Consider the following 21,641-nt stretch of genomic DNA (forward strand, 5'->3'; position numbering starts at 1 on the left):
GGGTGTGATTCTATTAACTTTTTACGTATTACCACAGCGGCTGTTATTCTCTCTTTTGTTGGTGTGATCTTCAGAGTCATTTACCGCCAATTAATTGGAGAAAAAGGTGTGCAAATAAAAAGTCTCACCGGTCTTTCCATTGATTTTTTATTCAAATAATTTTAATTTACTATTTTACTGATTATTGTGAAAGAAAAAAAGAATTAATCTAGTAGTTAGCAAACGAAATAATCAATGCAAGTTCCAATAATCTAAAAGGGCCTTTAACACAACTTTCATAAAAGCAACTGTTTAGGTTAAATTATTACTTAAGAAACATATGCTACTGGAGGTCATAACTTGTTAATAGGTGAGATTGTTCAAAAGTTAAATAATGGTGCTTCTTATGAAGATATTGCTTCTTCCATCAGAATTACTGAAGATATATTGAGAAATGATTTAAAGAAAATCGGATTTCACTATGATAATAAAGAAAGAAATCTGGTATTTACAGGATACGAATCTGAATATGAGAATACACTTTGTATTTGTTACTCTGATATCAGGAAACTCTCTACTTAACATTTTCATTTTAAGGTGATATAGCGAGCTCCCGCTATAAAAGCGTGGGTTAGATTTAATCCACGCTTTTAACTAGGCCTACTCTATTAGAGACTACGAAAACTAACCATTTTTAGTCATCTTAGATTCGTTCAAACTAGCCTCTTATTGCCGAGTCGTTATATTCCCTATCCTCTGCATTAAAAAAGATTCCTTTGTATGTTATGAATCAATTGAGCTTTCGCCTCTTCTAATTCTCTCTCGCTTTCATTATCATTATTTACTCAATTTATTACACGATTTTCAAGTTAACATACATATCATATAGAGAAATAATCAAGACAAATCTATATTCCATGCTATAACAAGTGTTACCAGTAAAAATGAAGTGATTCCTCAAAATTAAGAAATGTTTTTTATTAGCTATTCTTTTTCTCTCTATTAGTTGAAGAAGACTTTAATTTGGTAAAATATTGGAGAGGCTTTTCATTTTCTTATTCAGCTTCACTATCTAGATTTCTCATTTCCTTAATAAATAACTTTACAGCAATGGACGCTTCTTTTAACGCTGGAACTGCTAGTGCGATTTCTCTACAAAACCTTGGTTCTAATTTTTTTATAGCAATTCCTTCAGGTACACTTGTTAATGAAAATTTAGGAGCTATGGCCAAGCCTAAGTCTTCTTGAATCATTTTTAATAGAGTATTGATATGAGAAACTGTAAATTCAGCTCTTAATTTCACTTTAGCTTTATTAAACATATCTATAATGGGAGATTCAAACCCTCCTCTGCACAAAATTAATGGCTCATTATCTAAGTCATTAATACTAATAGAATTTTTTTCAGATAAAGCGTGAGTTTTTGGTACTAAAACTACCATTTCATCTTTAGCAATTGGCACAATATCCATACCTGTGCTTGGAAGAACGATAAACCCTATATCGATAGCTTTAGATTTGAGCCAACTTTTAATTTCATCTAATGTTCCTTCATGAACAATTAGCTGGAGAGAAGGATATTTTTGTTTAAAAACTTTAATGATTCCGGGTAAAAATTTCGTAGATGCACTAGGAAAACTTCCTATTCTTATTGTTCCTACTTCAAACCCCTTTTCAGCTGCTACTTCTTGTTCCACTTTTTCAATATGATTTAATACTGCTCGAATATGTACTAAAATACGTTCCCCAATATCAGTTAAAAGTAGACCTCTTTTACGATCCCTTAAAAGCAATTTAACGCCCAAATCAGCTTCTAAGTTAGATATTGCATGGCTGACAGCTGGCTGAGTCATATTCAAAACATGACTAGCCTTTGTAAAACTTCCCGTGTCAATAGCTTTTACTAATACTTGAAGTTGTGTAATTGTTATCATAAGTGATTACTTATACTCCTTATAAAAAACATTCATTTTCTTTATTCATCTTCCTATCGTATCATGTTTAATGTAATCATAACAAGGAGGTTTTATCATGAAGCAATATTCTAAAACGCGAATTGGATTTTTTCTTGCATTTCTTGTTTTTATGTGGGGAATAAACTGGCCTCTAACCAAATTCGCGCTGCACTACTCTCCACCACTTTTATTTGCAGGTATACGATTGTTTATCGGCGGAATCATATTACTCATAATTGCCGTTCCTAGATATAAAATGCTTCGTTTTAAAGAGACATGGCCTATTTATTTTATATCCGCACTATTTAATATCATCTTATTCTATGGACTCCAGACGATTGGATTAAATTATTTACCGGCCGGACTTTTTACCGCGATTGTTTTCTTTCAACCAATCTTAATTGGATTATTTTCTTGGATTTGGCTTGGTGAATCAATGTATACCTTCAAAATATTAGGTCTTATTTTAGGATTTGCGGGTGTTCTTGTCATTTGTCTTGGAGGTTTAAAAGGCCATATTTCTATTACAGGCATTTGTCTTGCATTAGGTTCTGCTTTAAGCTGGGCTTTTGGTACTGTATTTATGAAAAAAACCTCTAATAAAGTTGATGGAATTTGGCTTACTACACTGCACATTATTATTGGTGGATTATTTTTAATGGCTTCCGGAACACTTACAGAAAGCTGGTCATCTATTTCATGGAATCCGGCTTTTATCGCCGTATTGTTGTTCATATCTGTGTTCGTCATTGCTCTGGGTTGGCTTGATTTCTTTACACTTGTTAGTTCAGGAGAAGCAAGCAAAGTTTCCACCTATACTTTTTTAATCCCTATTATTTCTATTACAGCAAGTTCATTATTTTTAAAAGAACCAATTACAATGAATCTACTAGTAGGTCTCTTATTAGTCATTTTCAGTATAATACTTGTCAGTATAAAACCGAAAACCTCAAAGCCTCTTCTAGTATCAAAATAAAAGAAAAGGATGGCCCTTTGGATCATCCTTTTCTTTTTCATAACTTCCTCTCAAAGTTTACTTGCTCATTTATTCATTAAAGGAACTTATTTTTGTTCTTTTTCCTCTTCTAAATCTCTTTTCAGCCAATAAATAAGTTGTTGTTCACGTTCTTTGTTCATTTTTTTTGATTGCTGCTGTGACCATTCATAAAATCCTTTTCCCGTTTTTTGTCCGTAATTTCCCTCATCTACAAGTTTTTTTATCTTGCTAAACGATTTATTATGATTGCTTAAATCGGGGAATAGATAGGCTGATATAGAATCAAATACATCTAGTCCTCCCATATCAGCTGTCATAAATGGGCCTGTCACCGACAAACGTCTACCTATACTGTAACAAACAGCTTTATCAATATCCTCGATTGAGGCCACCCCTTGCTCAAGAATATATTGAGCCTCACGGAATAAAGCATACTGCAGTCGATTTCCAATTGAACCAAGGATATCTTTTTGAACCACAATAGGCTTTTTATTCAAGTTTTTAAGTAATTCAAGCGATCGATTAACAGTCTGTTCTGACGTCTGCTCTCCACGTATTACTTCTACAAGAGGGATCAAATGTCCTGGATTCCAAAAATGTGTAACTACTGTTCTTTCCGGATATGATGTAAGAGCAGCAATATCTGTTGGACTCAAACCGGATGTGTTACTCGCAAGTATTACATTTTGGGAACATAATTCATCTAACTCTTGAAACATTTTTTGTTTTAAGTATAAGTTTTCTGGAATTCCTTCAATCACGAAACTCGCATTATTTACACACTCTCTTAATGAATTTGTAAAGTAGATACGTTCTTTTATATTTTTTATCTCATTAGAATCCACTACCTCATACGTTGTCAACAAATTCAATTTTTCATCAATACCTTGCTTCCCACGGTGAATATCATTATCATCTATTCCCCAAATTTTCACGTTGAAGCCTGCTATAGATGCAGATAAAGCGATAGAATGCCCCATTGTACCAGAACCTATAATTGCTAATTCTTCTTTAGAAACACTCATATTGCTGTCCACCCTCCATCTACTTTAATTGTTTCTCCTGTTATAAACTGAGCTAAATCGGAAGCTAAAAAAAGAACTGCTCCTGTAACATCGGAGGGCTGAGCCAATTTTCCTAAAGGGATACGGGAAACAACATCCTGATAAAATTCCTCATCTTCAAACATTTCTTTCGTAAAATCTGTCTCGATAAAAGTAGGAGCCACAGCATTTACTCTTACGTTATAGGGTGCCCACTCAACTGCAAGTGCTTTTGTTAACTGAACTGCGCCGCCTTTACTAGAACAATAGACAGAGCGCTTAATATACCCTACAAAAGCCATTTGGGACGCCATATTAATAATCTTTCCTCCTCCTTGTTCTATCATATGTTTGCCTACTCTTTGTGCACAGAAAAAGGTTCCTTTAAGATTGGTGTCTATGACTTGATTCCAATCTTTTTCGGTTACTTCCAGTGCTGGTTTTGCAATATTAATCCCTGCATTGTTTATGAGTATATCAATATTACCTAATGTAGAAACTGCGTTATCTACCATTTCATGCACACTTTGTATATCTTGTATATCTGCTTTTAAATAGAAAGAATTGGGATGAATCCGCTTTAATTCATTTGTAGTCGACACTAAATCAGCTTCGTTACGCCCTGTAATGACTACGTCTGCCCCTTGTTTAGCGAGCGCCAAAGCAATATCCTTACCAATTCCTTTACTACCTCCAGTAACCAGCACTTTTTTTTCTTTGAGTTCAGAAAAATAAGTCACTATAATCCTCCTTTTATTAGATTCATAGATTCTATTATCAAACTAAACCAGTTAAACTATAAACAAGGATTACAAAGAAGCATGCGAGTGTTTTAAAAATAGTCACTGCAAAGATATCTCCATAAGCTTGTTTATGGGTTAATCCAGTAACAGCAAGTAGGGTAATTACGGCTCCGTTATGAGGTAAGGAGTCCATCCCACCCGATGCCATCGCTACGACACGGTGCATAACTTCAGGAGGAATATTATATTGTGTAATAGCTTGTATATACTTATCTCCCATAGCACTCAGTGCTATCCCCATTCCGCCAGATGCTGAACCCGTGATTCCAGCTAATACGTTTGTTGTAACAGCTCCATTAATAAGTGGATTTGTAAAAGTATGTGAGATGCTATCCCGTACAGTTGCAAATCCGGGAAGAGATGCAATAACTCCACCAAAACCATATTCAGAACCTGTATTCATAGCTGCTAGCAGAGCTCCGCCAATACTGGCATTAATACCTTGTTGAAATCCACTAGTCACGCGCTTCCAGTCATAGGCAAGTGCTGTAATAATACCTAGCACTAAAGCTAGCTCTACCGACCAAATTCCTGTTACTGTTGCTAAGTCTACTTTTCCAAAGGCTTCTAAACCTAACTTAGAAAAATCAAAACCTTCTGGGTACCACTTTGGAATAGATATAGTGAAAAATTTATTGGCCACTCCAACTAAAATCAGAGGAACAAATGCTAATACCTGACGCCCAATACTAGCAGAATTAGTAGAAGGAGCAGCTGAAATATTAACTGTTTCAGCAGCAACAGCTATCTCTTCCCCAGCACCATTAAAACCAAAATAACCTTCACCTGCACTTTGAGCTTTTTTACGGCGTCTTTCCAAATAAAGAAGTCCTAGGCAAAGTACAAAGAGCGATCCAGTTATTCCTAATATAGGAGCTGCATAAATATCTGTCTTAAAAAAAGAAGTCGGTATTACATTTTGAATTTGAGGTGTTCCCGGCATAGCATCCATTGTAAAAGATAAAGCTCCTAAAGCAATGGTTCCAGGAATAAGTCGCTTAGGAATGTTAGCTTCTCGAAAAAGGTTCGCTGCAAATGGATAAACGGCAAACGCTACTACAAACAAACTGACTCCGCTGTAAGTTAATATTGCACACATGAGAACGATAGCTAAAATAGCTCGTTTTCGACCAACTAAATTTATGATTGTTTTAGCTATAGATTCAGCAATTCCAGACATTTCAACTAACTTTCCAAAAACTGCTCCTAATAAAAAGACTGGAAAATAGTTCTTAATAAAGCCGACCATCTTTTCCATAAAAATATTAGAAAAGAAAGGTAAAGCATAGCTAGGTTCCGTTAATATAACCGCAAGTAATGCACATAGAGGCGCAAAAAGAATGACAGAAAAACCTCGGTAAGCAATAAGCATTAAGAGCCCTAAAGCAAGTATAATGATGACTAAATCCATTGTTTCTCCCCCTATATTTCTCGTCGCAACTTATTATATTTTCTTTCTTAGTTTAAATTTTTAGCCTTTAAACCATATTAAGCTCTAGTAATTCTACCGCTAGCCCTCTAAAAGCAAACGCTTTCAATATTTTAATAGGGATAATCAGTAATTCATCTCAAGAACAAAAACTTACTGAAAAAGGATACATAAGAAGTTTATGCATCCCTTTTATTGGTTATTTTGCTGTTACTTTTCCATAACGACGTACGCGAAGTAAAGCTTGTTCAGCATGCCCAGAGAAGTTCTCTAGTTGACAAAGGCGTGCTGCATATTCCCCAATATGCGCGCTAGCTTCTTCTGTAACCTTTTGATAAGTACATGTTTTTAAAAATTTACCTACCCACAGTCCACCAGTATAGCGTGCAGCTCCTTTTGTTGGAAGCGTATGGTTTGTACCAATGACTTTATCACCGTAAGCTACATTTGTCTCAGGACCTAAAAACAAACATCCGTAATTATTCATGTTTTCTAAAAAATAATCTGGATTTTCAGTTAAGATTTCAACGTGTTCAAAAGCTAATTTGTCTGCTTCTATTAAAGCTTCCTGTTCATTTTCTACAATTATGATTTTTCCGTAATCCTCCCATGAAACACGTGCTACATCAGCTGTTGGAAGCTTTTCGAGCTGACGTTCAATTTCTTCTACAGTTTCTTGAGCTAACTTTTCAGATGTTGTAATTAATGCTCCCGGTGAAGTTGGTCCATGTTCTCCCTGTCCTAAAATGTCAGTGGCAATCATTTCTGCGTCTGCTGTTTCATCAGCTACAACTAATGTTTCTGTAGGGCCTGCAAAGAGATCAATTCCAACACGACCGTATAATTGACGTTTTGCTTCTGCCACATAAGCATTACCTGGCCCTACCAGCATATCTACAGGTTCAATTGTTTCCGTACCAACAGCCATGGCAGCCATTGCTTGAATTCCCCCAAGAATGTAGATTTCATCGGCTCCTGCTAAATGCATGGCTGCTACTGTAGCTGATGGAATTTCTCCTCCAATAGGCGGAGTACAAGCAATCACTCGATTTACTCCAGCTACCTTTGCTGTCAGTACACTCATATGTGCAGAAGCAACCATAGGATAACGTCCACCTGGAATATAACATCCAACACTTCCAACTGGAATATTTTTATGGCCTAAAATAACACCAGGTAATGTTTCTACTTCAATGTCTAGCATAGATTTTCTCTGTTCTTCAGCAAATCTTTTTACATTATTTTGAGCAAATTTAATATCTTCAATTGTTTGCTCTGGTACACTATTCACGATCTCAATGATTTGTTGATTGCTCAATCTGAAATTTTCCGGAGACCAATTATCAAATTTTCTTGATAGTTCTCTAACTGCACTATCTCCTTCGCCCTCAATTTTTTTAATGGTTTGACTTACTGTTGCTGATACTTGCATATCATTTTGATTAATTTCTTCCTGACTTTTCCCCTGTTTAAAAACTTTCGCCATGAAAAATCTCTCCTTTTTTTTGCATACGTATGCATTAAATTCATGCTTCATTTAACAACATCCCCAAAATGCATACGTATGCATTTTGAAACAGAATTTTAAAATCATAGTAGTATTAATTCAATTAATAGTAAGCTTCCTAACTTTAATAAAAAGCTATTTGCATACGTATGCATTTTTAGTTACAAAAGAGATATTATGTATCCCTTTTAGAAAAAACCTATTATTTACACAATTCACACTATTGTGTCTACTAGATCATAAATGATAGCCCTTTCATTGTCAACTATTTTTGAGAAGTTTTACGGACTTTCTCTCAAGAAGCTTGCCTGAAAAAAGTAGAGATTGAGGCTTGGTCGCTTCTCCATCCACTGTATTTAATAACATATTAATAGTTGCTTCAATCATTTCTTTTACTGGTTGCTGCCAAGTTGTTAAAGAATAAGGAGGCCAGGAGGCCATTGAAATATCATCAAATCCTACAATTGACAATTCATTTGGAATAGATATTCCTAATATTTTAGCAGCATCTATTACTCCTAAAGCTACAATATCATTTGCACAGAAAATAGCATCCGGACGATTTCTATTTTTTAGTACACGCATTGCTACAGTGTAACCAGCTTCATAAGTGTAATCACCTTCTTCAATTACCGGTTTTATTCCTTTTTGTAAAAGAAACTCAGCAAATCCCCTCTCACGATCACGACTCGTTGATGTATTGGTACGACCGGTAATATAAGTGAACTTTTGATGACCTTGTTTAAATAAATACTCCCCGATTTTCATGCCCGCTGAATAATTATCACAACATACAGAATGACAGGTAGAATCTTGGTTATATCGATTGAAAAGGATAATAGGTATATCATGTGTAGAAAGTTTGGAGACAACATTTGAAGATAGCAAAACGTCTGTCACTATCACACCCTCTACATTGTATTCAAGAAATTGAGATACTTCATCTTGGGTAATTGCATCATTCTTTGTATGAAAAAAAAGTACATGATACCCTTTTTCGTACAAACTTTTTGTGAATTCATCAAGGATTTCTGGATAAAAAGGGTTTTGAATATTACCCATTACAAGTCCAATTATATTAGTCTTATTAGTTATTAATCCTCTTGCTAAAGCATTTGGGCGATATCCTATTTTTTGAGCAGCTTCTAACACGCGTTTTTGTGTCCTAGGAGACACCTTGGCACCTGGAGTAAATACCCTAGAAACCGTCGATTGTGATACATTAGCTAACTTAGCCACTTCTATTGCATTAATTTGTTTTTTTTTCACATTTACCTCTCCCTGTTCCCTCTATAGTACGTTTTCTTAATATAAAAACTCGTTAATAGCTAGACTAGATATATTTATATTATAGATATTTCTCTATTTTAACAATTGACTATTATATTATTATTATCATTTTTTGAGAAAAGGTAATAAAAAAGTGGTTTAATAAATACTAAGAGGAATTAAAATAATCCCGTGACATTTCAATTTTTAGGCAAATGTCTCTATAATATTATTAAAACACAAAAAAGTCGCAAAGCCTTAGTGGAAAAGGTCTTTGCGACTATGTGATTTTTATTTCACTTGCATTAATATCAAACACATTTATTTTTGGACAATATTAATGAGAATTACTTAAAGCTTCCCCTTTGTCTCTAAATATCTTTTTAGTAACGAGCCGTAACCATTTTCTTTCTTGTATAGAACTCTACGCCATCTGTGCCGTTTGCATGAAGATCACCGTAGAAAGAGTCTTTCCAGCCCGAGAATGGGAAGAACGCCATAGGAGCTGGCACTCCTACATTGACTCCTAACATGCCCGACTCAATATTTTCACGGAACTCGCGGACGCTTGCACCACTATCTGTGTAAATGCAAGCACCATTTGCAAATCGGGAATTATTCGCTACCTCAATTGCTTCTTCTAGTGATTTTACACGTACAATCGATAATACTGGTGCAAAAATCTCATCTTGCCAGATTTTCATTTCTTGTGTGACATGATCAAAAATAGTTGGCCCTACAAAATAGCCTTTATCTTTTACTGCACTATCTTCACGGCCATCCCGAACTAACCGAGCTCCTTCCTCTATGCCTGATTTTATGTAGCTAAGCGTACGCTCTTTGTGATTTTCACGAATAACGGGTCCTAAGAAGACATCTTTTTCTAGGCCGTTTCCAATGACGATGTTGTTTGCTTCTTCTACTAAACGATTGATTAATTTATCTGCAATTTCCTCTTGTACCGTTACAACAGAAGCGGCCATACAACGCTCACCTGCCGAGCCGAAGGCAGCACCAATAATTTGCTTTGTTGCTACGTCTAAGTCAGCATCATTTAGTACAATTGAGTGATTTTTTGCACCGGCTAAAGCCTGAACACGCTTTAAATTTTCTGTACCTTTTTTGTATACGTATTCAGCTACTGGCTGAGAACCAACAAAAGAAATAGCTTTCACTAATTTATGTTCAAGAAGACCATTTACCACATCATGCGCGCCGTTTACAATGTTTAATACGCCTTTTGGCAATCCAGCTTCTTCAAATAATTCTACTAATCTTGCAGCTAAAAGCGGCGTACGCTCAGATGGTTTTAAGACAAATGTATTACCGCAAGCAATCGCAAGAGGGAACATCCAGCAAGGAACCATCATTGGAAAGTTAAACGGTGTAATCCCTCCAATTACGCCAATTGGATAGCGGTACATGCCAGATTCAATGCCTGTCGCAATATCAGGAAGCTGTTTCCCCATCATTAAGGTAGGAGCGCCCGCAGCAAATTCCACGCATTCAATACCACGTTGTACTTCACCATGTGCTTCATTAAAGCTTTTTCCATTTTCAATCGTCACTAACCTTGCTAATTCATCCCAGTTATCTACTAATAACTGTTGATACTTAAATAAGATTCGCGCCCGTTTTGGAACTGCTGTCTTGGACCAGCCCTTAAATGCTTCATTCGCAGCTCGGACAGCTTGATCTACATCTTCTTTTGTTGAAAGAGGCACCTCTGCAATTACTTCTCCAGTTGCAGGGTTATAGACTTTCTCTCTAATCCTTGTAGATGACTCTACCCATTCACCGGCAATATAGTTTTGAATTACTTTTGTATTAGTTGTAGTTTCCATTTTTCATTCTCCTTTTAGATAAACTAGTAGATTTTTAAGATTCAACAGTATTTTTGCTTCTTGAAAAATTGTAGTTATAGCAGTAATAGTACAAATCCACTATTTCTTGATGAGTAGGCACTTTTGGGTTATTTCCAGGGCTGCCGCTTGCTAGTGCATCCGTTGCCATTTTATCAACTACTTTTTGAAACTCTCGTTCATCTATTCCCCATGCTTTCATATTAGGAATATCTAAGTCACAACAAAGTTGCTTTATTTTCTCAATAGCCACATCAGCTAGCTCTTCTTTGTTTAATGATTTCGATTCTGGATAAATTAGATGTCCTATTTTTGCTAGTGAATCGATAGCAGCTTCTTTTGTAAATTCAAGTACCGCTGGAAGTAACATTGCATTTGAAATACCATGAGGTACATGAAATAAAGCACCAATTGGACGGGACATTCCATGAATTAGCGTCACAGAAGCATTACTAAAAGCAAGTCCAGCTTCCATAGAAGCAATGGCCATTTTTTCCCTTGCGTCTGAATCCTCTCCATCTTGATAAACTTTTCTTAAATGGTTCAAAATAGCTTCTATCGATGAAAGAGCCAATGTTTCCGTTAACGGTTGAGATAAACGTGATATATAAGCTTCAACAGCATGACAAAGTGCATCAATTCCCGTTGCTGCTGTAACTTGTGGAGGAGTAGAAATTGTAAAAATTGGATCTACAATCGCTACTTTCGGAAGAAATGCTTGATGTTTAATCATCATTTTTATATCTTCCTTAGTATTCGTAATTACGGTAACATTTGTTACTTCCGAACCCGTTCCAGCCGTAGTCGGAATTGCAATAAGCGGAAGAGGATCTTCTGTAATTGGAGACTTTCCGCCTGCAAAATCACCAATATAACCACCATTGGTTGCTACTACAGCTACAGCTTTGGCAGCATCAATGCAGCTTCCTCCACCTATTGCGATAATAACACCGCATTGCTCTCTTAGACACAGGTTTAATGCTTCATTAACGTGTAAATCCGTAGGCTCTGTATTAACATCTAAGTATGCAGCATAAGAAACATTTAAATCCTCTAGTATTTTTTCGCAACTTCTTACATGTCCTATTTTTTCCATAACACGATCACTAATTAAAAGTACTTTCTTTCCATAAGCTCTCACTTGCTCTCCAAGCTGAGCTAAAGAATTTTCCCCATAAAAGACTGAGTTAGGCATACAAAATTTTGAATACCCTTTCATAAAATCCCTCCTTACATTAACGTCACTGTTATTAATGCAAGAACCGTGCCAATTATAAAAGCTTAATTCCAAAGGCTTCTTTTAGTTAAAGTGTCTATTTTTAAATACATAAGTGTTTGATATATGTCCGATTATACAGACACTTGAACTATAATCCGTATTTTTTTAATTTTATGTAAAGAGTAGAACGCTGAATTCCAAGAATTCTCGCGGCAGCAGCCTTATTACCGTTCACGTCAGCAAGCGTTCTCAAAATAGTGTCTTTTTCACTAGATAAAATATCTTCTCTTACCTTTTTTAAGAGTCTGTTTGTATCACTATTTTTTTCTGTTATAAAAGAGCTTGTATCTTTTTTTCGAAAATGAGCAGGTAAGTCTTCTTCCGTAATTTCTTGATTTTCTACTAGACTTACTAACATTTCCACCGTATTGACAAGTTCCCGTATATTTCCTGGCCATTGATATTCTTGTAAATACCACATTGCTTCAAAAGAAAAGCTTTTTTTAATGATTCCAAACTTTTCACAAAAATTTTTAAGGTGGTGTATGAGTAATATTTGAATATCCTCTTTTCTTTCTATAAGTGGTGGAATACTCAAACGAATAATGTTTAAACGATAATATAAATCTTCACGGAACTCTCCCTTCTTAACTAGCTCTTCTAACCTTTTATTAGTAGCAGCAATAATTCGTACGTCTACATGTTGACTTTTCATTCCTCCGACTCGCTCCACTTCTCTGTCTTGTAATACTCGGAGTATCTTAGCTTGCATAAGTAGGGGCATGTCTCCAATTTCATCTAGAAATAAGGTACCTTTATGAGCTTGTTCAAATTTACCTGGCTTTCCTCCTTTGCGTGCTCCTGTAAATGCTCCTTCCTCATAGCCAAATAACTCTGCTTCAAGTAATTGTTCTGGAATAGCGGCACAATTGATACTAACAAAGGGTCCTTCTGAAAATGGACTAGAATAGTGAATTGCTTTTGCGAATAATTCTTTTCCGGTGCCACTTTCTCCAGTAATTAATACGGTAGAAGGTGTTTTTGCTGCTTTTCTAGCAATCTCTTTTACGGTTTGTATTGCGGGACTTTCTCCAATAATTTGATCAAAATGATTGTTATTCTCTATTTGTTCAGGATTAGGCAAATGAGATTCTGTTACTTTTCGGGACAATTCCTGCATACGACCTAAGATATTATAAAGCTCACTGACGCCTTCAAAGATAAGCATGCCAATTGCTCCTACAATTTTCTCTTCCTTTCTAATCGGAATACGATGAACAATCATGTCTTGACCTTGGATACGTTGAACATAACCTCTTTCATCTGTCCCCGTTTCACTAACGATATGCACTCGGGTATTTTCTATAATCTCTGTGACATGTTTTCCAATAGCTTCTTCACGTTTTTTTCCTAAAAAACGGCAGTAGGCCGCGTTAAACTCCTTAATAATTCCATTTGTGTCAACAATAACAATACCTTCGTAAGCGCTTTCTAGAACAGCGTCTAATGTTTCAACAGCATAAGGATTTTCTTGGAGATGCTTTAAATAGAAAGAATACGAATGAAGAATATCCGTTTTAGTTAATAACCCGACCAATTTTTCTTTTTCATCTATAACAGGTAAAATCCCCCCTTGTATTTTCCAAGCTGTGTCAATAGAGTCATGAGGACTAACACTGTTTATTGAAGGCTTCATAACTTCTTCAACTTTGGTATTTAGTGAGTGGCATCCAGTTAAGGATCTCAATAATTCCGAAGTTGTTAGCACCCCTATAACTTTCTGTTGTGCGGAAACAACAGGTAACCCCTCAATACCGTGCATGTCTAGTAAATGAATGGCTTCCTTTAATGTTTGACCTTCTGTCAGGTTAGCGGAAAGAGGTCTCATCCATCTATGAACAAGTTCGTTATTTTTTATTTGGTTATAATCAAAGGGCGTATATTTATTAAAGTCTTGTATCATTATTTATATCTCCTAATCTTAGCTATTAATAAAAATGTAGTATTTATTATACATAAAGTTTTTGAAATTGTCTGTGTTTTAGACATAAAAGAAATCTCTTATTACCTATCTAATCATATTCAAATTGGTAGAAAAAAGCACCAGTTTAAGATTACATACGACAGTTATATTTCAGCGTTTAGTTGTTCTGTTACATGCTTATCTCCTTATTGAAAAATAAATATGTAGAGGAGGTTAAATATGGTATTGTTAATTTTTATCTTAGCTTATTCTTAGTTATTTCTTACATGTATTGGAATATAGACTTAAACATTAACTATTTTATCATTCTCGGTTTTATTGCTTTTACTTTCATAAATCCCCCAAAAATAACTTACCGAGAGGTGGACTGTTCGTAATATTATAGAAGAATTTCGATAAAAATGAAATTAGTATTTTACTTTTAATTATACTCGCTTTTGCTGTGTTCGCTTTTCTTCCTCAAAGATTGTCCCGTCACATTACGTTTTTAAGCTTATTATGGGGTTCAGCTAGTGGCATACTCTTCTATTTCACCCTTGGAAGGAGTTTTGGGGGATACTTATACAGTAAATGACTAAGAACGCTACGAATTATTTGATTTTTTGTATCATACTTTATTCTCTCCACTCAACTATTTTTTCAGTTGTATTACCGATATGAATAACGAAGGGTATAAGAGTTATATTAATAAAAACGCTAAGATAATATAGAGCTTCTCTTCTTGCTATAGGATCTATAAATGACCATGGAGGAAAATATGAATAAAGTCTTTTTCATTTTTATGATTATTGGTGTACCTCTTTCAATTATTGGCAGCATTTTTAATTGGAATTATATTTTCATGTTCTTTATTTATTGTGTGACATTAATTAGTTTGGCTAATTACATCAGACGTTCTACTGAAAGCCTTAGCGTTGTAGTAGGTCCAACAGCAGGGGGATTACTTAATGCTACGTTTGGCAACGCTGCAGAAATTATTATTTCGTTTTTTGCATTAAGTAAAGGACTAAATACAATCGTCATTTCCTCCATTACTGGAGCAGTTCTCGTTAATCTACTTTTTGCGAGTGGAATATCAATGATTGTTGGAGGAATTCGATTTAAAAAGCAAAAATTTAGTGTATTTAAAACACGACATAATACCTCCCTCTTAATGTTTGCTATTATCGTAACTTTTGTATTGCCATTTATCTTTGCAAAACGTTTGGATGATAAAGATATGCAGGTTCTATCAACTTCTTTTGCTATTGTGATGCTGACCATTTACTTGCTTGCTCTTCTTTTTAAACTTGTCACGCATAAGGGGATTTTTACTGGAAACGCAGAAGAAAATGGAGAGGAACCAGAATGGAAAAAAAAGAAAGCAATCGTTGTACTTGGACTGGCCACAATTGTACTAGCTTATATTAGTGAAAAACTTGTTGGCACCATTGAGCCAGTAGGTGCTGCCTTAGGCTGGAGTCACGTTTTTATTGGAATTATTGTTGTGGCCATAGTCGGAAGTGCTGCAGAGTACGTGTCAGCAATTGCAATGGCCTATAATAACAGAATGGACGTAATGGTGGAGATTTCCATTGGTTCAACCGTCCAAACGGCCATGTTTGTTGCTCCTATACTCGTTCTGTTTTCATACTTGTATGATTTCTTGCCTCTTGTATTTAATACAGCGGAAATGATTGCGATGATCCTTGCCGCTCTCATGACGGTGACCGTTGTGAACGACGGTGATTCCAACTGGTTCGAAGGTGTTTTACTTGTTGGTACCTACATTGCGATAGGCTTTAGTTTTTACCTTTTATAGAATTTTTTCAAGAAAAAGATGAAAATTTCAGCTTACATAAAGACAACGCTTGGTCATCTTTTTAAATCTTGACGAATAACATATATACAAAAATTTGCTTTTCTTTTGCATGGTTTTCAACTTTAAACACGATTAAAATATTGCTGCATTGATAATATATAAAGGTATATGAACGAGAAAAACGAGCTCTTATCTGCTAAGGGCTCGTTTTTTACATTTATTTCATCTGCCCTTATATACAAGCATTTAAAATAAACAAAAGACACAAGTAAACCTAAAACATATGTACATATTCTGACGTAAATGACATATTAATAGCTCGACAGTGCTAATAATAAAATTTAGAGGAGATGAGAGTGGGAATGGATAATTTTAATTCACAATCATCCACCAATCATTCAAACCCGCAAGTATGAAATTTTGTTTCGGCTCCTAATTTACATCCCATGAAGGTTACCATTAATGTTGATAAGCCCGGAACAGCTCCCGGCCTATTATTTGTTGCGCCCTATACGGTATATGAAGCAGCGATGATTGGCCAAACTGGGGCACTAATTATGGATCAGACAGGGAATCCAATGTGGTTTAGACCACTTGCTAGTAGATATATCCAAAACACAGACTTTCGAGTACAAATGTACTGCGGGAATCCTGTTCTTACGATGTGGCAAGGAACAATTTCAGGAACTCAAACCGCAACCCCAAACCTTCCAGCAGGCGATCCTGAACCTGGTGCTTATTTTCAAATTATCAATCAGCATTATAAGGTCATTAAAAAATTATTTGCTAAAAAAGGATTTACAGCTGATGTGCATGAGTTTACAATCACCGAACGGAATACGGCTTTGTTTACGGCAGTAAAACAAGTACCTGCAGATTTATCTAAGTATGGTGGACCATTACGCGGGTATTTTGATGATTACTCTATTCAAGAAGTAGACATTGAGACGGGAGAGCTTCTCTTCTTTTGGAGTGCACTTGAACATATTAATCCAGCTGATTCAGTGGTACCTGCTTCATCCGCGACAAGTTCTAATAATATATGGGATTGCTACCACGTAAATTCAGTCGAAGAAGGGCCAAACAATACACTTCTAGTGAGTATGCGTAATATGTGGGCCATTTATAACATTGATAAAAAAACGGGAAAGGTAATTTGGCAACTTGGTGGAAAACAAAGTGATTTTAAGCTTGGACCGAACGCTGCATTTTCTTGGCAGCATGATGCGCGCTATAGGTCCGAAAATAGGATAAGCTTGTTTGATGACGCCTGCTGTGCCTCTTCAACCTCTCCTCCTGAGGGACAGGCGCGTGGTTTAATTCTTCACTTAGACTATAAACACAAGGTCGCCAATGTAGATCGAACGTATTATCATGACCCAGCTTTATACGTTCCAAGTCAAGGAAATGCGCAAAAGCTTTCCAATGGAAATCAACTCATTGGGTGGGGGCAAGAGCCCTACCTTTCAGAATTTAAGAATGCTGGTAATACACAAAGAAATCCTTCATTTAATTTGTTATATGATATGCGGTATCCAAATCAGAACCTTTCTTATCGAGCGTTTAAAAATAAGTGGGTAGGTCTACCACTTTACCCTCCTAGCATAACGGTAGACTTATTGCATGACGGTCAAGCTACAGCTTACGCATCATGGAATGGTTCAACAGAAACGGTTGCTTGGCAGTTACTGGCAGGCCCAACGCCTTTTAAATTGTCAGTAGTGATATTTAGTAGCCCTCGTACTGGATTTGAAACAGATATCCTTGCTCAGGCAGTTGGTCCCTATTTTCAAGTAAAAGCATTAGACTCCTGCGGGAACGTCATTGGTACATCACCGACTACTTACGTGAAAATAAGACGAAATAGACGAAAGTGAGCATTAATAATCTTCTATTAGATTTTAAAAATGTTCGTATAGCGCCCCCTACTCAGAAGGCTTGAGGGGACATTCACCTTTTAAGGAATCAACTAGAAATTATGTGAGCTAAGGATTTTTCCAAAAAACCGCTACTATATTAATCTAAACTGCAAAAATAAAATTCCTGATATATAATATTATATTTTAACAAATAGTAAGGATAAAGAACTGAGGGAATATTTGATATAGATGAGTATAAGGTGCTTTTTCTTCCTAATTACTTAACTTTTAAAATCATATCTTCTGACTTTTCATTCCATTTAACAGTTAAAGTCATATATTCAGGTTTAATTACACCTTTACTAGCGTCAACCTTTACTTTTTCTTTGAAATTCCCTTCTTTATTTAACTTTGCGTCTCTTACTGCAATTTCATTTTGATTATTTGAAGTGTCTAAATTAATCCCAAAATCTCCTACGGATTCTACCTTACCACCTAGATAATTTAAGTTTATTTGAGCTGTTTCTTTACTATTTTCAACGGGATATAACGTAATAGTAGCTGACCAGCTTTGGGTTTCACCTGAAAACTCTAAAGGATTCTCATCTTTACTTTGACATCCAACTACTAATGAAATAAAAAAGAAAAGACTAAATAAAGCAATATAAAACTTTCTCATGCTCTTCCTCCATGTAAACACCATAATGTCATTTTTACTACTTTATATTTTATTAAAATATATATCTTTAGTTAACATGGCGTAGAATATTATCTAGTAAAGAACATATGTAAGATCTTTTTTAATAGCTGTTCGTAAGTTTTGAAAGTCGCACTAAATGTGGAACGTTTCTTTTCATTTCCCATCATAATTTTATCCCCTTTTACTTTAAGCGGGTATATTATATACAAGTTTATACAAAATGAATTGTCGTTAGTTTAAATAATGAAAGGTCTCCCAGAAATAATTCTGAGAGATTAGTAAACAAATTAACCTGTAAAAAAGCTTACAACACCTATCAGCACAAAAAATATGAGAATTGCAGATAAAATGAGTACAATTGTAAAGATAGGTTTATACTTTACTCTATTTTCTTGCTTATTTATCTTATTATGTAAATCATCTAATTTTCTTTCAATTTCATCCAGACGTTTTTCCGTGTTAATATCCATCACCTCCTGCCTTTTATACGAATTACTTCTATAAAAGTTCCCTAATTACTGTATTTTAAAGAATATATATGTAAAAGCCGTTTTGAATTGTATTTATAGTTAGTTACCGAAATCCCCTTTTCACATAGTAAACTTTCATTTTTTTTAAAACCTTAATCTAAATCAAAAGTGAAATGGACTTACTTGTTTGATAATAAACCAAATGATAAACGAAACAGAAATTGTTGCCGCTAGCTGCTTTGGATTTTTGTAAAAGACTCCGCATAAAACAGCATACATAATGAACTCTTCAATATAATTTACATGTATATAAAATACTCCAACCGCTAAAGAAAGGCTTAGCAATAACCCCATAGGCAACGCTGGTAATATCCAAGCTAGACGTAAATTATTTTTAGCCATCCATACAATAGCTGCTAGAAACGGAGACGCTAGTGCGATACTTCCCCACAGTAAAAAATAACTAGTTGGAAAAAATCCAAATAGAAAAGCGGAATATATATAATAGCCTGTTAACATTCCTATAAAGAACATGAATGTATTAAGAGCCGCACTAATTTTGGTTTTACTATACGCGGCTATAAGGGTAGCAATCAGTACCCAAATACCTGTCCTTGAACACAAATCCCCGAAATACGGCAGGATATTCATCCACCAGCTTCCATCAGCACCTGCAATAGTATCTAAATATTTGGCTACTATCCCCAAAACTGTACCGAAGACTAAATAGATAATAGAAAATGCAAGTTTATTTGTAGACTTAACTACTCCAATAGTAAACTCCCCCTAACCAAAGCAAATCTATTAAATTGTTTTAACTCTTTCGTCCAAAAGCTTTTGTATCAATATTTTTGTCATCTAGAAAATTCTCTATCTTTTTCTGTTCCCTTCCATTTACGCCTTCATTTTTATTCATAAGTGACTCATTTTCTGTTTCAGAAAAATCTCCTTTGCTTATATGCTCAACCATGTCATCGATGGCTTGATCCAGTTCATCCAAAATTTGATTGGAACCCATAATAAAACGGCTAATTCTCTCTGACTCTTTTTTATATCCTTCTGGTAGAGTATTGTGCGAGATATATGTGGAAAAGTTACGATCATTTTCTTTGACCAGATCGTTTAGTTGTTCAAGTTTTTTCGCTTCAGCTTTAGTTAGCTGTTGATCAGAATCCATCATTTCTTCAAATTGATCACTGATATTAGATAAATCCTCGTTAGTATTTAAGTAAGTCTTTATACTTTCTTTCATTTCCTTTTCATCAATTACAGCATTATTTTTCGATGAACTAAATATAGAAGTTGGTAATACAATTTCTTCACTAACTTCTTTTGTACTTTCCTGATAAGAACAAGCACCTAATAAAAAAATAATCATTAAGCTAAAATAAAGTTTCTTCAATTCGAACGCTCCCTTTACCAATGTATTAATTCCATTAATTTACATAGAAAATTTTAGCATTAAAATTCCCTTAGGACTATACATCTAGAGGCGTATATTGCAAAACTACCCTCCTCTAATTGAATATAGCAAAAAATGTTAAGAACAACGATTTGTTTGCTGTTATAGTGAACGTAAGGTAGGTGAATGTAAATGAATTATGTAACTTGTATACAAAGAACGCTAGATTACATTGAGGAGAATTTGGAGACACAAATTACTTTAGAAAAGTTAGCAGAAATTGCTTGCTTTTCTCCTTTTCATTACCACCGTGTCTTCCAAGCCATGGTTGGAGAATCGGTGATGGATTATGTGAGGAAACGAAGACTTACACGCGCAGCAGAACGCTTATTTTTCACAGATGAAAAAGTCATTGATATCGCACTTGATGTGGGTTTCCACTATCAAGAATCATTTAACAGAGCGTTCAAAAACTTTTATGATGTTTCACCGAAGCAATACCGTAACGCAAGGAGAATATCTGGACCGCTGCGGGGAAAAGCCTACCTAACTACCACACTTTTGTCAGGAGGAAATAAGATGGAACCAAAACTAGTCACTAAATCTGCTTTTTATGTCATTGGATATGAGCTAAAAACGAAGAACGAGGGTGGCCAGAATAACAAAGACATTCCTGAATTTTGGCAACAGTACATGCAAAATGGATTAGGCTCTAAAATCCCCAATCCCTTAAAAGAAAACACGGAGCTTGGTATTTGCACTGATTTTAATCCTGAAACGGGTGAGTTTGTTTATGTAATTGGCATGGAAGTAAAGGAAGGCACTTCAGCGCCTAAAGGAACAGTTTACAGAAGTTTCCCTGAACTAGACTATGCCGTATTTACTACACCAAAATCAAATGAAGAATCTTTTACTTCTTCCATTCAGTCCACATGGAATTATGTTTTTACAGAATGGTTCCCTGAATCGGGTTATGAGCACTACGGATCAATGGAATTTGAACTGTATGATAAAAGATGTTATGGTTCAGAAAATAAAGAGATTGATATCTACATTCCTGTAAAAAAACAGACTGTTAAGGCATAAAAGAGAACTCCCATTTGTTTAAGAGAAAAGTAGCGTAGAAATTCATTTATAATACTAAAGATATTCCTATACAAAAGCCCAATCTCTAAGCAATTAAACTTAAGAGAGGGCTTTTTATTCTTTTGCATTGGGAATTTTGGAATCAATCAATGTGAATATTCACTTCATTTTTAATTATCATAATGTACGATATCGGCTATAAAAACATCAGATATATATAGAAGTGTGAGATGCTTTTCTCTCCAATTACTTAACTCTTAAAACAATACCTTCTGA

General features: G+C 35.2%; 18 protein-coding genes. 5 read left to right on the plus strand and 13 right to left on the minus strand.

Going from position 1 to position 21,641, the window contains the following annotated elements; translation table 11 throughout:
* Positions 1–339: 339 nt before the first annotated feature.
* Positions 340–561 (plus strand): hypothetical protein, encoded by a 222-nt coding sequence (locus POF52_RS06600; protein WP_176583696.1) that lies wholly within the window; start codon positions 340–342, stop codon positions 559–561.
* Positions 562–1,034: 473 nt separating this feature from the next.
* Here POF52_RS06600 and POF52_RS06605 read toward each other — a convergent pair whose 3' ends face one another.
* Positions 1,035–1,910: a LysR family transcriptional regulator gene (locus POF52_RS06605; RefSeq protein ID WP_176519025.1), complete on the minus strand. Its 876-nt coding sequence runs from the start codon at positions 1,908–1,910 to the stop codon at positions 1,035–1,037.
* Positions 1,911–2,010: 100 nt separating this feature from the next.
* Here POF52_RS06605 and POF52_RS06610 point away from each other — a divergent pair, with 100 nt between their 5' ends.
* Positions 2,011–2,910, plus strand: a complete 900-nt coding sequence (locus tag POF52_RS06610) for a DMT family transporter (RefSeq protein WP_271991153.1) — start codon at positions 2,011–2,013, stop codon at positions 2,908–2,910.
* A gap of 86 nt (positions 2,911–2,996) precedes the next feature.
* Here POF52_RS06610 and POF52_RS06615 read toward each other — a convergent pair whose 3' ends face one another.
* The 8 genes from POF52_RS06615 to POF52_RS06650 all read right to left on the minus strand — a co-directional run bounded on the left by POF52_RS06615 (position 2,997) and on the right by POF52_RS06650 (position 14,026).
* Positions 2,997–3,956: a 3-hydroxyacyl-CoA dehydrogenase family protein gene (locus POF52_RS06615; protein WP_016763683.1), complete on the minus strand. Its 960-nt coding sequence runs from the start codon at positions 3,954–3,956 to the stop codon at positions 2,997–2,999.
* Entirely contained in the window at positions 3,953–4,714 is a 762-nt protein-coding gene (locus POF52_RS06620) for an SDR family NAD(P)-dependent oxidoreductase (RefSeq protein ID WP_176583698.1), read from the minus strand. The genes POF52_RS06615 and POF52_RS06620 overlap by 4 nt, the downstream gene beginning before the upstream one ends.
* Before the next feature lie 37 nt (positions 4,715–4,751).
* Positions 4,752–6,188 (minus strand): GntP family permease, encoded by a 1,437-nt coding sequence (locus tag POF52_RS06625; protein WP_176583699.1) that lies wholly within the window; start codon positions 6,186–6,188, stop codon positions 4,752–4,754.
* Positions 6,189–6,405: 217 nt separating this feature from the next.
* Entirely contained in the window at positions 6,406–7,692 is a 1,287-nt protein-coding gene (hisD, locus tag POF52_RS06630; protein WP_176583700.1) for a histidinol dehydrogenase, read from the minus strand.
* Positions 7,693–7,974: 282 nt separating this feature from the next.
* A complete protein-coding gene (locus tag POF52_RS06635) occupies positions 7,975–8,982 on the minus strand; it encodes a LacI family DNA-binding transcriptional regulator (protein ID WP_016763679.1) in 1,008 nt (335 codons plus the stop codon).
* A 383-nt stretch (positions 8,983–9,365) separates the two neighbouring features.
* Positions 9,366–10,826 carry a CoA-acylating methylmalonate-semialdehyde dehydrogenase gene (locus POF52_RS06640; RefSeq protein WP_016763678.1) on the minus strand — a complete coding sequence of 487 codons (1,461 nt, stop codon included), beginning with the start codon at positions 10,824–10,826 and terminating at the stop codon, positions 9,366–9,368.
* Positions 10,827–10,860: 34 nt separating this feature from the next.
* Complete coding sequence (locus POF52_RS06645) at positions 10,861–12,063, minus strand: iron-containing alcohol dehydrogenase (protein ID WP_016763677.1); 1,203 nt, start codon at positions 12,061–12,063, stop codon at positions 10,861–10,863.
* 148 nt (positions 12,064–12,211) lie between these two features.
* The gene (locus POF52_RS06650) at positions 12,212–14,026 is read right to left on the minus strand and encodes a sigma-54-dependent Fis family transcriptional regulator (protein ID WP_271991166.1); all 1,815 of its coding nucleotides are present in this window, start codon (positions 14,024–14,026) and stop codon (positions 12,212–12,214) included.
* Between the two features lie 778 nt (positions 14,027–14,804).
* Here POF52_RS06650 and cax point away from each other — a divergent pair.
* Positions 14,805–15,848: a calcium/proton exchanger gene (gene cax / locus POF52_RS06655; protein ID WP_116371777.1), complete on the plus strand. Its 1,044-nt coding sequence runs from the start codon at positions 14,805–14,807 to the stop codon at positions 15,846–15,848.
* Positions 15,849–16,294: 446 nt separating this feature from the next.
* Positions 16,295–17,725: an arylsulfotransferase family protein gene (locus POF52_RS06660; protein WP_271991171.1), complete on the plus strand. Its 1,431-nt coding sequence runs from the start codon at positions 16,295–16,297 to the stop codon at positions 17,723–17,725.
* A gap of 259 nt (positions 17,726–17,984) precedes the next feature.
* Here POF52_RS06660 and POF52_RS06665 read toward each other — a convergent pair whose 3' ends face one another.
* From POF52_RS06665 to POF52_RS06680, 4 genes are all read right to left on the minus strand, one after another.
* Positions 17,985–18,386, minus strand: a complete 402-nt coding sequence (locus POF52_RS06665; protein ID WP_271991174.1) for a hypothetical protein — start codon at positions 18,384–18,386, stop codon at positions 17,985–17,987.
* A gap of 308 nt (positions 18,387–18,694) precedes the next feature.
* Positions 18,695–18,877, minus strand: coding sequence for a hypothetical protein (locus tag POF52_RS06670; RefSeq protein WP_176583706.1), 183 nt, complete (start codon positions 18,875–18,877; stop codon positions 18,695–18,697).
* Positions 18,878–19,039: 162 nt separating this feature from the next.
* Positions 19,040–19,585: a hypothetical protein gene (locus POF52_RS06675; protein WP_255323348.1), complete on the minus strand. Its 546-nt coding sequence runs from the start codon at positions 19,583–19,585 to the stop codon at positions 19,040–19,042.
* 106 nt (positions 19,586–19,691) lie between these two features.
* On the minus strand, positions 19,692–20,279 hold the full coding sequence (locus POF52_RS06680; RefSeq protein ID WP_271991178.1) for an NDxxF motif lipoprotein: 588 nt from the start codon (positions 20,277–20,279) through the stop codon (positions 19,692–19,694).
* Positions 20,280–20,471: 192 nt separating this feature from the next.
* On the opposite strand from POF52_RS06680, the gene POF52_RS06685 reads away from it, so the two are divergent.
* A complete protein-coding gene (locus tag POF52_RS06685; protein WP_016763674.1) occupies positions 20,472–21,365 on the plus strand; it encodes an AraC family transcriptional regulator in 894 nt (297 codons plus the stop codon).
* Positions 21,366–21,641: the final 276 nt, after the last annotated feature.

This window comes from Priestia sp. AB (assembly GCF_028369225.1).
Lineage (GTDB): Bacteria > Bacillota > Bacilli > Bacillales > Bacillaceae_H > Priestia > Priestia megaterium.